The following is a 13,772-nucleotide window of genomic DNA, read 5'->3' on the forward strand; positions in this document are numbered from 1 at the left end:
CAAGTGAGAGGGCGCCCGGCGGATCACCGCCGGGCGCCCTTCGCTGGCGTGTCGACTGCTCAGAGCTGTTCGATCACGTAGTCGACGCACTTGGTCAGCGCCTCGACGTCCGCCGGGTCGATCGCCGGGAACATCGCGACACGGAGCTGGTTGCGGCCGAGCTTGCGGTAGGGCTCGGTGTCGACGATGCCGTTGGCGCGCAGCACCTCGGCGACGGCGGCGGCGTCGACCTCGTCCGTGAAGTCGATGGTGCCGATGACCTGGGACCGCTTGGCCGGGTCGGCGACGAAGGGGCTCGCGAACTTCACGTCCTCCGCCCAGCCGTACAGCGTCCGGGCGGACGTGGCCGTACGGCGGACGGTGAAGTCCAGGCCGCCCTGGCCGTTCATCCACTCCAACTGCTCGTTGAGCAGGAACAGGGTGGCGAGGGCCGGGGTGTTGTACGTCTGGTTCTTGCGGGAGTTGTCGATCGCCGTGGGGAGCGAGAAGAACTCCGGGACGTGGCGGCCGGACGCGTGGATCCGCTCGGCGCGCTCGATCGCGGCCGGCGAGAACACGCCGATCCACAGGCCGCCGTCGGAGGCGAAGGACTTCTGCGGGGCGAAGTAGTAGACGTCCGTCTCGGCGATGTCGACCGGCAGGCCGCCCGCGCCGGAGGTGGCGTCCACGAGGACCAGGGCGCCCTCGTCGGCACCGGCCACCCGCTCGATCGGCATGGCGACACCGGTGGAGGTCTCGTTGTGGGTGAACGCGTACACGTCCACGCCCGCCTCCGCCTCGGCCTGCGGGTGGGTGCCCGGGTCGGCGGAGATGACGGTGGGCTCGGCCAGCCAGGGAGCCAGCTTGGCGGCCTTGGCGAACTTGGAGCTGAACTCGCCGAAGCTGAGGTGCTGCGACTTGTTCTCGATCAGGCCGTGGGTCGCGATGTCCCAGAACGCGGTGGAGCCGCCGTTGCCGAGGACGACCTCGTAGCCGTCGGGGAGCTGGAACAGCTCGCGCACGCCCTCGCGCACCTTGCCGACCAGGTTCTTCACCGGGGCCTGGCGGTGGGAGGTGCCCAGCAGGGACGTACCGGTCGCGGCCAGCGCGTCCAGCGCTTCCGTCCGCACCTTGGAGGGGCCCGCACCGAAACGACCGTCGGCGGGCTTGATGTCAGCAGGAATCCGGATCTCAGCCACGACGGGAGCCTAGCGGCTGAGTGAAACCGGGGCGAAACATCGTCCGTGCTCTGAGACGGGCGCGTCACCCGCCCCGGCGGCCGTCAGACAGTCCCTGTGGCGGGGGTGGGGGTGAAGGTGACCGGGAGGGCGGACAGTCCGCGCATGAACGGCGACGGGCGGCGGACCAGTGACTCGGCCGGCACCGCCAGGTCGATGTCCGGCAGCCGGTCCAGTACGACCTCGATGCCGGTCCGCGCGATCACCTCGGCGATCTCCTGCGCCGGGAAGGGGCAGCGGTGCTCCCCGTGGCCGAAGGAGAAGTGGGCGTTGTTGCCGCCGGTCAGCGCCGAGCCGTCGGTGCGGATCTGCGGGTCGGAGTTGGCGCCCTGCAGGCCGAGCAGCAGCAGGTCGCCGGCGCCGATGCGGCGGCCGCCGAGCTGGGTGTCGCGGGAGGCCCAGCGGCCGGCCACGTTCTGGTTGGGCGTGTCCTCCCACAGCACCTCGTTCATCGCCTCGGCGACGCTGTTGCGCCCGCCGAACAGGGAGGCGGCGAACCGGCTGTCGGTCAGCATCAGGCGCAGGGAGTTGCCGATCCAGTCGGCGGTGGGCAGGTGACCGGCGCCCAGCATCACCGTCAGGTCGTGCATGACCTCCTCGTCGGTGTAGCCGGCGGGGTCGGCGAGCATCCGGGAGACCACGTCGTCGACGGGCTTCGCGCGCCGGTCGGCCACCAGCCGCGCCATCGAGGTGAGCAGCAGCATCTGCCCCGACTGGTCGTGGTCACGGGCGTCGGCGATGTCGTTGAGGGCGGTGACCAGGCCCGGCCCCTCCTCGTCGGAGAAGCCGTAGACCCAGGCCAGCACCCGCACCGGGAGCCGCATGGCGTACTCGGCGATGATGTCGGCGGCACCCCGGGGGGAGATGGCGTCGATCAGCTCGTCCGCGAACCGTTCCGTGCGGGCGCGCAGTTCGAAGGGGTTCACCGACTCCAGCGCGTCGACGAGCATCGCGGCGCGCCGCCGGTGGCTCTCGCCGACCGTGTGCATGATCGACGGCTGCCTGCGGCCGATCATCGCCAGCAGCGGCCAGTCGTCGGGGATGGCGTCCCACTGGTTCCACAGCTCGGAGTCGCGGCTGAACAGCTCCGGGGCGCCGGTGATCTGGTGCAGTTCGCGGTAGCCGAGCACCAGCCAGGCCGGTATGCCGCCGTCGAGCAGCACCGGGACCACGCTGCCGTGCTCGCGCCGCATCTCGCGGTAGGCCCTGATCGGGTCGTCCTGCAGCAGGGGATCGTTGAGGGGGACGGGGGCGGACGTGGGGGCGGTGCTCACACCAGCTCCTGACGGGGGGCTCGGGCGGGATCGGCGTACAGGGCCCGGAGGTGTTCCACCAGCGTGATCAGGACCAGCTTGCTGGACTCCCGGGACCGCGCGTCGCAGGTGATCAGCGGTACGTGCGGGTCGAGGTCGAGGGCGTCGCGGACCTGCTCCGGGGCGAAGGCGGGGCCGCCGAAGTCGTTGCAGGCCACGATGAAGGGCGTGCCGTTCCGCTCCAGGCGGTCGATGGCGTACCAGGAGTCGTCGATGCGGCGGGTGTCGACGAGGACGACCGCGCCGAGGGTGCCGGAGAACAGCTGGTCCCACAGGAACCAGAAACGTTCCTGTCCGGGTGCGCCGAACAGGTACAGCACGTTGTGCGCGTCGAGCGAGATGCGGCCGAAGTCGAAGGCGACGGTGGTCGTGTGCTTGCCGCGGACCCCGCGGACGTCGTCGACCGCCTCCCCGGCCCGGGTCATCAGCTCCTCGGTGTTGAGGGGACGGATCTCGCTGACCGAGCGGACCAGCGTCGTCTTGCCGGCGCCGAAGCCGCCCACGACCACGATCTTCAGGCCGTTGTCGGCGGACGCGCCGAGCGGTGTGCGCGTCTCAGAGGTTGCGGAGTCCAACGAGCACCTGCTCCAGGATGTCGGGGTCGTACACGGCGGCCTTGCGGGGGTGGCGGGCGCTGACCCGGCCCGCCGCGAGGAGGTCGGACAGCAGGATCCGGGTGATGTTCACGGGCAGCTTCAGTTCGGCGGCGATCTCCACGACGGCCGTGGGGCGTTCGGTCATCCGCAGGATCGCCACGTGCTCGGACTGCATGCCGGGCACCGGATCGCACTCGGCGACCACCAGGGTCACCAGGTCGAAGGGGTTGTCGGGACCGGACCGGCTGCGTCCCTGGGTGAGGGTGTAGAGCCGGTCCGGGGAGTCGTCCCGTCCGGGCCTGCTCATGCGGTGCGCGGCGGGGCGGTCAGGTGTTCGCCGAGTTGCTCCACGAGTTCGCTCATGTTGTGCCCGACGAGGCCGGCGTCCGCGTCGTCGGCGGTGACGACGGCCAGGTGGGCGCCCTCGCCGGCCTCCACGATGAACAGGATGCCGCCGTAGAACTCGGCCATCGCCGAGCGCACGCCGCCGGTGCCGTCGCCGAACTCCACGGAGGCGCCGTGCGACAGCGACTGGATGCCGGCGGCGATGGCGGCGAGCTGGTCGGCCTGGTCGGCGGAGAGCTCCGGGGTGCGGCACAGTTTCAGGCCGTCGCGGGAGAGCACGAGCGCGTGGCGCGCGCCCGGCGTGCGCTCCAGCAGGCCCTCTATCAGCCAGGTGAGCTTCTCGTCGGCGGTCATCGTGCCGGTCATGAGGTGGTGTCGCCTTCCGGGTTCGTGGGGTGGGACTGGGGTGCGGGGGCCTGGCCGGCGGACGCGGTGTCCTTTCCGGTGGACCGGACGGCCTGGCGGAAGCTGCTGAGCCGGGCGGTGCGGGCCCTGGTCTCCTCGGCGGTGGGGGCCGGCCGGCGCGGTGCGGCGGCGCGGTGGCCGGACTGGCCGCGCTCGGCCTCGGCGAGGGTCCGGCCCCTGCGTCGGCGGGGCAGTACCAGCGGGTCCGCCGCGTCGGGGTCCGGGGCAGGGTCCGGGGACTCGTGCGGGGGCACCGGCCCGGAGCGCGGACCGGCCGTGGCGCGGCTTCCCGTGGCGGTGGGGGCGGCGGGACGCGTCGGGGCGGGGACCGCCGGGGTGGTGCGGTCCGGGGCGACCGGGGCGGTGTCGTCGGTGGTGCGGTGACTCGTCTCCGGTTCCGTGCCGGCGGGCACCGTTTTGGCCTTGGCACGGCCGCTCCGGCGGCGCGGCAGGACGGGGGCCGTCGGCTCACCGGGGGCGGGGGTCGCGTCGGCAGCGGCGGTCTCGGGAGCGGCGGGCGTCTCGTCGGCGGCGGGAGCGGTTCCCGACGTCCGGGGCGCGGCGGGGGGTCCGGCCGGGGCGGGCGTCTCGGTGGGCGGGGCCGGGGTGGTGGGGACGGGCGGCGCGGTGCGCGGTGCGGTGGCCGGGGCGGCGGAGCCGGTGGCCGGTGCCGCGGACGCGGCCGGCGGGGCGGTCGTGGGGGCGGCGTCGGTGTCCGGCGTGGTGCCGGCGGACGGGGGCGCGTCCTGCGGTACGAGGATCTCCTGCGGGACGAGCATCAGCACGCCCGTGCCGCCGCGCGCCGAGGGACGGTAGGAGATCTTGAGTCCGTACCGCCGGGCCAGCCGCCCGACCACGGCCAGGCCGAGCCGGGTGCCGGTGAGGCCGCCGAGCTCGGTGGCCTCGCCGGAGACCGCGCGTTCGGCGCGGCGGAGCTGGACCTCGCCCATGACGAGTCCGCTGTCCTCGACGGACAACAGGACGCCGGAGGGGACGTCCTCGACGTAGACGTGCACCTCGGCGGTCGGCGGCGAGAAGTTCGCGGCGTTGTCGAGGAGTTCGGCGAGCGCGTGCATCACGCCCTCGGCGGCGTGTCCGGCGACGGCGGCGTCACTGGTGTGGTGCACGCGGATGCGCTGGTAGCCGCTGATCCGGCCCATGGCGCCGCGCAGAATCGATTCCATGGCGATCGGCCGTGCCCAGCGGCGGCCCGAGCGGGCCCCGGTGAGGACGGCGACGGAGTCGGCGAGCCTGCTTGCCTGCGCGGTGCGGTGGTCGAGGTGGAGCAGGTCGGTGAGGACCTCCTCGTCGTGGTGCTTGTCCTCCATGGCGCGCAGGTCGGCGAGCATGCCGGTGGCCAGGGCCTGCATGCGGCCGGCGGCGTTGGCGGTGGCGGACAGGGCGGCGGCGCGGGCGCCGTCGGCCTCGCGCAGCCGGGCTTCCAGCCGCGCGACGCGGGTGGCGTGCTCCTCGGTGAGACGGGCGGTCTCGGCGGCGTGCGCGTCGGCCAGGCGGGCGGTCTCGGCGGCGTGTTCCTCCGCGAGCCGGGTCCGTTCCCGCAGCAGCCGGCCGTGGTTCTCGGTGACGGTTTCCAGCCGCGTCCGTGCGGTGCGCGCGGACAGGACGGCCCGGGCCGCCACCGTGGCCGCGGCGCACAGCAGCAGGCCGGCGCCCGCCCCGGTCACCGCGAGGGCACCGCGCGCGGAGTCGGGGCCGAGAACCACGGCGGCGGCGACCGCGAGCGCGGCGGTCACCGCGGTGAGCAGCGGCACGGGCAGCAGTCTGCGGAAGGTGATGCGGTCACCGGGGAGCGGGGGAGAGTTCATCGATCAGGTCCTCGGTAGGGTCCGCGGGCATGCGCCGTCGTCCGCACGGCCCGGTGTGTCCTTGCATGGCCGAATCTGTATCCGGGCGCTTTTCGCACGTGGGCCGACAACTACGCGCAACTCGCGGTCACTATATGTGAGTCCCTGATCATCTTGGCAGGGGTCGTGTGGCTGGAATTCTGTCCTCGCCTGTGCGCGCCTTCTGCGACGGGTGCCCTCCCCGGCGGTCCGCGGCGCCGGCGGGGGCATCCTGAGGGCATGACGGATCTCCGGGAACTGCGGGCCGGACTGCGGGCGGCCGTGCGCGGCGACGTCGACTTCGGCACCACCGCACGGGCACTGACCACCATGGACGCCTCCAACTACCGCCGGGTACCGCTCGGTGTGGTGGCGCCGCGGGATGCCGACGACGTGGCGGCGGTGCTGTCGGTGTGCCGCTCCCAGGGGGTGCCCGTGGTGCCGCGCGGCGGCGGGACCTCGATCGCGGGGCAGGCGACCGGCACCGGTGTGGTGCTGGACTTCACCCGGCACATGAACCGTCTGCTCTCCCTCGATCCGGAGGCCCGCACGGCGGTCGTCCAGCCCGGCCTGGTCCTCGACCGACTCCAGGAGGCCGCCGCCCCGCACGGTCTGCGTTTCGGCCCCGACCCCTCCACCCACAGCAGGTGCACCCTCGGCGGCATGATCGGCAACAACTCCTGCGGCTCCCACTCGGTGGCGTGGGGCACGACGGCCGACAGCGTGCGGGAGCTGTCGGTGCTCACCCCGCGCGGGGAGCGGCTACGACCGGGCCGGGGCTGGACGGGGGCCCCGGCCGGCCTGCGCGACCTGGTGGACGGCGAACTCGCCCGCCTGCGCACCGGCTTCCCGGAGCTGCCGCGCCGGATCTCCGGATACGCCGTGGACGCCCTGCTGCCGGAGAAGGGCGCCGACGTCGCCCGCTCCCTCTGCGGTTCGGAGGGCACGCTGGGCGTGCTCACGGAGGCGGTGGTGGACCTCGTACGGGCGCCACGCGCGCGTGCGCTCGCCGTGCTGGCGTACGCGGAGGAGAGCGGGGCGGCCGAGGCGGCAGCGGGCTTGTTGCCGTACGGCCCGCTGACGGTGGAGGGCATGGCGGCGGACCTGGTGCCGTCGGCCGCCGCCGCGGACCTCCCGCGCGGCGGGGCCTGGCTGTTCGTGGAGACGGGCGGGGACACGGAGGGGGAGGCACGCGCGCGTGCGGAGACGATCGTCCGCGCGGCGGACGTCGTGGACTCCCTGGTGGTCACCGACCCGGCCCGGCAGCGCGCGCTGTGGCGGATCCGGGAGGACGCGAGCGGGACGGCGACCAGGATGCCGGACGGCACGGAGGCCTGGCCCGGCTGGGAGGACTGCGCGGTGCCGCCCGCCCGGCTGGGCGCGTATCTGCGGGACTTCCGGGGTCTGCTGGCCGATCACGGTCTGCGCGGCACCCCGTACGGGCACTTCGGGGACGGCTGCATCCACGTCCGGATCGACTTCGACCTGCTGACCGGGCCGGGCGTCGCCCGCTTCCGGCGCTTCTCGGAGGAACTGGCCGACGTGGTCGTGGCCCACGGCGGCTCCCTCTCCGGGGAACACGGGGACGGACAGGCCCGCGCCGAGCTGCTGCCGCGCATGTACGGCGCGGAGACGGTCGCCCTCTTCGCCCGCGTGAAGGGCGTCTGGGACCCGGACGACCTGCTCAACCCGGGCATGCTGGTCCGCCCGGCGCCCCTGGACGCCAACCTCCGCTTCTCCGTCCTCCCGCGTGAACCGGTCGACGTGGCCTTCGGATATCCCGCCGACGGCGGTGACTTCTCGGCCGCGGTGCGCCGCTGTGTGGGCGTCGCCAAGTGCCGTACGACGTCCGTGTCGGGGCCGGCGGTGATGTGCCCGTCGTACCGTGCGACGGGCGAGGAGGAGCACTCCACGCGCGGGCGTGCCCGCCTGCTGCACGAGATGCTCGCCGGTGAGCTGGTGACCGACGGCTGGCGGTCGACGGAGGTACGGGACGCGCTGGACCTGTGTCTGTCCTGCAAGGGCTGCCGCTCGGACTGCCCGGTCGGGGTCGACATGGCCACGTACAAGGCGGAGTTCCTCCACCACCACTACGCGGGCCGCCGCCGCCCGGCGGCGCACTACGCGATGGGGTGGCTGCCGGTGTGGCTGGGGTGGGTGGCGCGGACGAGGTCGGCGGCGGTGGTCAACGGCCTGGCCTCCGTGGGGCCGCTCGCGCGGGCGGCGAAACGGCTGGGCGGGATCGCGGGGGAGCGGGAGATCCCCCGGGTGGCCGGGGAGACGTTCACGCGCTGGTGGCGGGGACGGCGAGTGCCTGACGGCGACGGCGACGGCACGGTGGTGGTCCTCTGGCCGGACACGTTTACGGAGCACCTGTCGCCGTCGGTGGGCCGGGCCGCGGTACGCGTGCTGGAGGCGGCGGGACTGCGGGTGGCGCTGCCTCCGACGCTGCGGCTGGCCGGGCGCCCGGTGGGCGACGCCCGCTCCCGCTCGGCGCTGTCCCTGCTGGCGGCCCGCAGGGGCCGGGTCTGCTGCGGCCTGACGTACATCTCGACGGGCCAGCTCGACCGCGCCCGCGCGGTGCTCCGCCGCACGCTGGACCTGCTGGAACCGGTGCTGGCCACCGACGCTCCGGTGGTCGTCCTGGAACCGAGCTGCGCGGCGGCCCTGCGCGCGGACGCCCCGGAGCTACTGCACGACGACCCCCGCGCCGCACGCCTCGCCTCACGGGTGCGCACCTTCGCGGAGACCCTGGAGCAGTACGCCCCGGACTGGACCCCACCGGCCCTGAACCGCCCCGTCGTCGGCCAGACCCACTGCCACCAGCACGCGGTGCTGGGCGAGGCACCGGACCGCCGGCTGCGCGAGGCCGCCGGCCTCACCGGCGACCTGAGCGGCGGCTGCTGCGGCCTGGCGGGCAACTTCGGCTTCGAGAGGGGCCACTACGAGGTCTCGGCCGCCTGCGCGGAGGACCAGCTCCTGCCGTCGGTGAGAAACGCACCGGAGGACGCGGTCCTCGTGGCCGACGGCTTCTCCTGTCGCACACAGGTGGAGCAGCTGGCGGGGGCGCGGGGGCGGCACCTGGCGGAGGTGCTGGCGGCTGCTCTGGACAACGAGTGAGCAGTCGCCGCCCTCCTGTCTCCCTCGCGCTCAGATGAGCCCCCGCGACCACCGCGACCACCGCGACCACCGCGACCACTGGGACCGCCGCGACCACTGGGACCGCCGCGACTGCCGGGACTGCCGGGACCGCCGTGGCCCCGTGGCCGCTGAAACTGCTGGGACCGCCGCGACCGCCGCGACCGCTGGGACCGTCGTGATCGCCGGGACCGGGGACCGCAGCGACCGCCGGGGCTGCCGGGACCGCCGCGACCCCCGGGGCTGCCGCGACCGCTGGGACCCCCGGGGCTGCCGCGACCGCTGGGACCGCGGGACTGCCGTGATCGCCGGGACCGCCGTGGCTGCTGGGACCGGGGACCGCAGCGAGCGCCGGGACCGCTGGGACCGCTGGGACCGCTGGGACCGTCGTGGCCCCGTGGCCGCTGAAACCAGCCGTGGCCCCCGGGCCGCCGAACCCCCCGCCCCGGCGCTCCGCCACCCGCAGCGCATCCGCATCCGCGTCCGCATCGGCGAGGGCGCTGCGGACGAGCCGGCAGCCGTTTCCCGCGTCCGGCTCAGCAGGGATGCGGGGTAGTCACTCCCTGCCCCTCAGATACTCCACGGCCCTGCGCGCCGAGGCACCGATCACCGCGTCGGCGCGGGGCAGCCGACGGTCGGCGCGGGCGGCCTGGGTGAAGACGGCAGCCGTGTAGGCGCGGCCACCGGCGAGTTCGACCACCCCCACCTCGTGCCGCATGACGCCGAACGTACCGGTCTTCCCGTACACCGCCACGTCGTCGTAGGGGAAGCCCGCCGCGAGCCGGTGCTGCCAGGGCTGGAGTCCCATGGTGCGACGGATGAACGCGCAGCTGTCGGGGGAGGCCGCCGTGTCCGTCCAGATGGCGCGCAGCAGACGCCCCATCTCGGCCGGGGTGGTCGAGGCCACCCACGCGGGGTCGTAGGTGCCGGGCGGCACCTCCTGGTCGTTGTCCGCGATCCGCGCCATCGCCGCGTCCACGGACTCGGCCCCGGTCACCTTCAGCAGCCGGGCCAAGGTGCCCGCGGCACCGTCGTTGAGGTGCGTGCGCAGCAGACCGAGGGCGCGGAAGGTGTCGTCGACCGCCTCGGCGCCCACGTGGTGGAGCACCGCGTCGGCGGCCGCGTTGTCGGAGATGCTCATCATCATGACGACCAGGTCGCGCAGGGACATGGACACCTCGTCGCGCAGTTGTGAGATGCCGGTGGGCCCGGGCAGCCTGCCCCCGGGCGGCAGGGTGACCCGCTGCCGCGGGTCGAGAACGCCGGCGTCCACCTGTCTGCAGTAGGCCACCGTCAGCGGCACCTTGTAGACCGAGCCCATCAGCACCGCCTCGTCCGCGTCGACCACCACCGCCGCCGCGGGTCGGTGCAGTTCGGCCACGTGGAGCCGGCCGTGCACGCCGGCGTCGTCGAACATCGCGCGCAAGGCGCCCTCTATGCCCCTGCCGGGGGCCGTCGCGTTCACCGGGCTGCCCCTGCGCCCGGGAGATGCTCCGATGCCAGCGCGCCGACCAGGACCTCGGCCGCTTCGGCGGCGTGCGCGGCGGCGAGCCGCCGGGCGTCCCACACCACCCGCAGTCGCAGCGGCAGCTCCGGGGCGGTGGTCTCGTGCCGGGTGACACCGTCCGCCGCGAGCGACTCGTCCGCGGTGACGAGCACGGCCTGACCGGCGGCGACGAGGGCCAGTCCGGAGCGCTCGTCCGAGACCACCACCGTCTCGACCCGCCGCCCGCGCCCCGCGAGCGTGTCCAGGAACAGGTCGTGCGCCGCGGGCGCCTCGGCACGCGGCCGGACCGCGTACGGCAATCGCCGCCCCGCCTGCGCCCCGCCGGAACGCGGGCTCGGCCTGCCCGGCCTGTCCTGCGGACGGTTCGGAGCACTCCGGCCGGCGCCCGCCTCGCTCGGCGAGGACCGCCCCGCCCCGGCGCCCACCGTGCCGTCCGGTACCAGCAGCCACGTCGGCAGCAGCGTCACGGGTCCCGCGGACAGGCCGTGCAGTACGGCGGGGTGGCGGACGACGGCCAGGTCGAGCCGTCCCGCGGAGACCTCCGTCAGCAACGTCGCCGTCGGTGCTGTCACCACCGAGACCCTGGCCCGGATGCCGGCCCGGACGGGTGAGGCGGCGACGGTCGCGCCGAGCCGGGGTGGCAGCTCGGGCGGCAGGCCGAGCCGGAGGCGCTGTCCGTCCGCGCCCTCCCTGGTGCCGGTCTCCCGCAGTTCGGCCAGTGCGGAGAGCGCCCGGCGGGCGTGCGGGAGCAGCGCTGCGCCCTCTTCGGTGAGGGAGACCCCGCGTTCCCGGTCGAACAGCCGCACTCCCAGCAGCGCCTCGAGTCGTCGCAGTGCCTGTGAGAGGGGCGGCTGAGTGATGCCCACGCGCTGTGCGGCGTCGCCGAAGTGCCCTTCCTCCGCGATGGCGACGAAGATCTCCAGATGCCGCTCGGTCAGCATGCGTCCCCTGTGGTCTGCGGTGATATGCCGAACGAATCGGCACGCGGCCGAGAGTGTATTCGACACAGGACGGGCGCCGAGGTTTGACTCCTGGCTCAAGGGCCGTGCCGGAAAAGGCAGTTGAGGCCCGCATAGGGTGAAGGAGTCCGTCATGTTCTCTCAGCAGTCCCCAGCCGCCCCGCGACCTGTGAGCCGGCGCAGTGTCCTGAGGACGAGCGTCGTCGCGGGCGCGGCAGGAGTCGCGGGGGCAGCCGGGACCGCCTCGGCCGCAGTGCCGCGCGGCGGTCCTGCCCGGGACGGGGTCCGCCCGGGGCGCAATGGTGTGCGGCTGCGCTGGCTCGGCGTCGCGGGCTGGGAGCTGAGCTTCGATGGTCACCGGGTCCTGATCGACCCGTATCTCACCCGGCAGCCCTACACGGACTCGGACGGCAAGGCCGACATGACGCGGGAACTGCGGGTGAACCACCGGATCATCGACTGGGTGCTGCGCGAACACCTCACCTCGGCGCCCGAGTTCATCCTGCTGACCCACGGACACTGGGACCACCTCGCCGACGTGCCGTACCTCCTGGATCACCCCGCCTGGCGGGACCGGGAGATCAACATCCTGGGCACCGAGACGCATCTGCACCTGCTGACCGCCATGGGCGTCCCCGGCACAGGGCGCAAGCACCGTCTGGTGGCGGTCTCGGGGGACGAGGTGCTGCGCCATCCCCTCCAGTCGTCCAGCAAGCCGTCCCGCCCCGACTACACCATCGAGGTGGTACGCAGTCTGCACAGCCAGCTCGGCGGCTACGGCTTCGACCCGTACGGCACCCTGACCGCACCCCCGGCCCGGCCCCGGTCGCTGGGCGATCTGGTGGAGGGCGGCACGCTGGGCTACCAGGTCACGGTGAGCGACCGGTTGAGCGTCATGTTCCTCAGTGGATCGGCCAACTTCGCGGCCCGCGAAGTCGCCGGAGCCACCCCCGACGTCCTGGTGCTGGGCGCCAGCGGACACGCAGCCGTACACGACTACTTCGAGCGCGCCGTCCGCACGCTGGGCCGGCCCCCGGTCATCGTCCCGAGCCACCACGACGACTTGGTCACGGCCCTGGACGACCCCATGCTCCACGACACGGTGAACCGCGGCGTGGTCGACCGGCTCCAGCAGGTGATCGGGGCCGACGGCCGTGTCCTGGACCCCCGCCATCTCGAACAGCTGGAACTCTGACCCCCGGCGCCTCGGCCTGCCGTGCGCCACGTGTCGCACATCCGCCTCCGCGGCGGGGCCGGCCGGGGCGCGGCGCCCGACTACGGTGAGTGTCGGTCGGGCGACGCGGCGCATCATGCATTCCTCGCAGACCCGCCCCTCCCACGTCCCCCACGGTGCCGCCGGTTCGGCTCCCGGCCGTTCTCGGGATGGCTGCCGGGTGCCGTGCTCTCCCGGAGCCAGTACGGATCGCTCCGGTCGGGCCCGGTCCGCCGATCGGGAGGGGGCGCGCGAGCCCGTGGCTCATGGGCGCACCTCGTGAGGTTCACAGGTCATCTCGCCGGCGCGCCACGCGGTAGCGGAGGTGGACGACTTTCGAGCCGAAGGTGCGGGTGTCGACGAGTTCGAGATCCACCCGGCGCTCGTCCCGGGGGAAGAACGGAATGCCGCCGCCGACCAGCACCGGGTGGACCATGGCCCGGTACTCGTCGATCAGACCCGATGCGGCCGCCTCGGCGGCGAGAGTCGCGCCGCCGATCGCGATGTCGCCCTCCCCCGGCGCGGCTCGCAACCGCTCGATCTCCTCCGCCAGGCCGCCGGAGGCGAGGCGGGCATGGCCCTGCACCGCCGACAGCGTGGTGGAGAAGACCACCTTCGGGAGCGGCTTCCAGAGCGCGGTCCACTCGAGCTTGGCGTCGTCGAGCGAGGGGTCCTGGTCGGCGGTCTCCCAGTACAGCATCGTCTCGTACAGCCGTCGTCCCATCAGGTGGACGCCGACCTCCCGGATATCGTCGATCCAGAAGCGAAAGACGTCGTCGTCGGGTGCCGTCCAGTTGAAGTCGCCGTCCGGCCCGACGATGTAGCCGTCGAGTGAGATGTTCATCGAATAGGTCACGCTGCGCATCAGAGGTCCTCCTCGTCCGGGTTCGACAGAACGACCGCCGGACGCCGCGAAACTCATCGCGGCTCGCGGGATCCCCTGGGCGAGTGGCCTCACGAGCCCCTTGCGTCGGGAATCCCGGCCGCCGGAAGAAAGGCTGTCGGTACCGTCTTCGGCAGCGGAGGTGCCGAAGCGGAGCGCGCGGCGCCGATCGGCCCTGGTTCCGCCCCGAGGCCGGACAGAACAGAATCGTTTCGCCTGTGTACGTTTCGCCCGCGTACTTCGAGGCGGGCGCGGTGGTGCGCCGCCTCCCCGCCCGGACTCGTTCCGCCAAGCCGGGCGACGGACGCGGACGCGCCGGGTGGTGTGCGGTCCACGTGACGGACGGACATTG

Annotated in this window: 12 protein-coding genes; 3 read left to right on the top strand and 9 right to left on the bottom strand. The window is 73.8% G+C overall.

Annotation, left to right across the window (positions count from 1 at the left end; translation table 11 throughout):
• Positions 1 to 59: 59 nt before the first annotated feature.
• The 6 genes from serC to IE178_RS21335 all read right to left on the bottom strand — a co-directional run bounded on the left by serC (position 60) and on the right by IE178_RS21335 (position 5,702).
• Positions 60 to 1,178 carry a phosphoserine transaminase gene (gene serC, locus IE178_RS21310; RefSeq protein ID WP_193513406.1) on the bottom strand — a complete coding sequence of 373 codons (1,119 nt, stop codon included), beginning with the start codon at positions 1,176 to 1,178 and terminating at the stop codon, positions 60 to 62.
• Positions 1,179 to 1,261: 83 nt separating this feature from the next.
• On the bottom strand, positions 1,262 to 2,491 hold the full coding sequence (locus IE178_RS21315; protein WP_193513407.1) for a cytochrome P450: 1,230 nt from the start codon (positions 2,489 to 2,491) through the stop codon (positions 1,262 to 1,264).
• Positions 2,488 to 3,105: a GTP-binding protein gene (locus IE178_RS21320; RefSeq protein ID WP_184763853.1), complete on the bottom strand. Its 618-nt coding sequence runs from the start codon at positions 3,103 to 3,105 to the stop codon at positions 2,488 to 2,490. The genes IE178_RS21315 and IE178_RS21320 overlap by 4 nt, the downstream gene beginning before the upstream one ends.
• Positions 3,086 to 3,433 carry a DUF742 domain-containing protein gene (locus tag IE178_RS21325; protein ID WP_184763852.1) on the bottom strand — a complete coding sequence of 116 codons (348 nt, stop codon included), beginning with the start codon at positions 3,431 to 3,433 and terminating at the stop codon, positions 3,086 to 3,088. The genes IE178_RS21320 and IE178_RS21325 overlap by 20 nt, the downstream gene beginning before the upstream one ends.
• Positions 3,430 to 3,837: a roadblock/LC7 domain-containing protein gene (locus IE178_RS21330; RefSeq protein WP_184763851.1), complete on the bottom strand. Its 408-nt coding sequence runs from the start codon at positions 3,835 to 3,837 to the stop codon at positions 3,430 to 3,432. Before IE178_RS21330 ends, IE178_RS21325 begins: the two co-directional genes overlap by 4 nt.
• Positions 3,834 to 5,702, bottom strand: a complete 1,869-nt coding sequence (locus IE178_RS21335) for an ATP-binding protein (RefSeq protein WP_193513408.1) — start codon at positions 5,700 to 5,702, stop codon at positions 3,834 to 3,836. The genes IE178_RS21330 and IE178_RS21335 overlap by 4 nt, the downstream gene beginning before the upstream one ends.
• Before the next feature lie 258 nt (positions 5,703 to 5,960).
• On the opposite strand from IE178_RS21335, the gene IE178_RS21340 reads away from it, so the two are divergent.
• Positions 5,961 to 8,840 (top strand): FAD-binding and (Fe-S)-binding domain-containing protein, encoded by a 2,880-nt coding sequence (locus IE178_RS21340; protein ID WP_193513409.1) that lies wholly within the window; start codon positions 5,961 to 5,963, stop codon positions 8,838 to 8,840.
• A gap of 34 nt (positions 8,841 to 8,874) precedes the next feature.
• On the top strand, positions 8,875 to 9,414 hold the full coding sequence (locus IE178_RS21345; RefSeq protein WP_193513410.1) for a hypothetical protein: 540 nt from the start codon (positions 8,875 to 8,877) through the stop codon (positions 9,412 to 9,414).
• Here IE178_RS21345 and IE178_RS21350 read toward each other — a convergent pair whose 3' ends face one another.
• Both IE178_RS21350 and IE178_RS21355 read right to left on the bottom strand, forming a co-directional pair.
• Positions 9,415 to 10,323, bottom strand: coding sequence for a serine hydrolase (locus IE178_RS21350; RefSeq protein ID WP_229875737.1), 909 nt, complete (start codon positions 10,321 to 10,323; stop codon positions 9,415 to 9,417).
• Positions 10,320 to 11,306 carry a LysR family transcriptional regulator gene (locus IE178_RS21355; RefSeq protein ID WP_193513411.1) on the bottom strand — a complete coding sequence of 329 codons (987 nt, stop codon included), beginning with the start codon at positions 11,304 to 11,306 and terminating at the stop codon, positions 10,320 to 10,322. The genes IE178_RS21350 and IE178_RS21355 overlap by 4 nt, the downstream gene beginning before the upstream one ends.
• Before the next feature lie 151 nt (positions 11,307 to 11,457).
• Here IE178_RS21355 and IE178_RS21360 point away from each other — a divergent pair, with 151 nt between their 5' ends.
• Positions 11,458 to 12,519 (top strand): MBL fold metallo-hydrolase, encoded by a 1,062-nt coding sequence (locus IE178_RS21360; RefSeq protein ID WP_193513412.1) that lies wholly within the window; start codon positions 11,458 to 11,460, stop codon positions 12,517 to 12,519.
• 304 nt (positions 12,520 to 12,823) lie between these two features.
• Here IE178_RS21360 and IE178_RS21365 read toward each other — a convergent pair whose 3' ends face one another.
• Positions 12,824 to 13,402 carry a dihydrofolate reductase family protein gene (locus IE178_RS21365; RefSeq protein ID WP_193513413.1) on the bottom strand — a complete coding sequence of 193 codons (579 nt, stop codon included), beginning with the start codon at positions 13,400 to 13,402 and terminating at the stop codon, positions 12,824 to 12,826.
• Positions 13,403 to 13,772: the final 370 nt, after the last annotated feature.

It is taken from the genome of Streptomyces griseoloalbus (assembly GCA_014650015.1).
GTDB classification, from domain to species: Bacteria; Actinomycetota; Actinomycetes; order Streptomycetales; family Streptomycetaceae; genus Streptomyces; species Streptomyces griseoloalbus.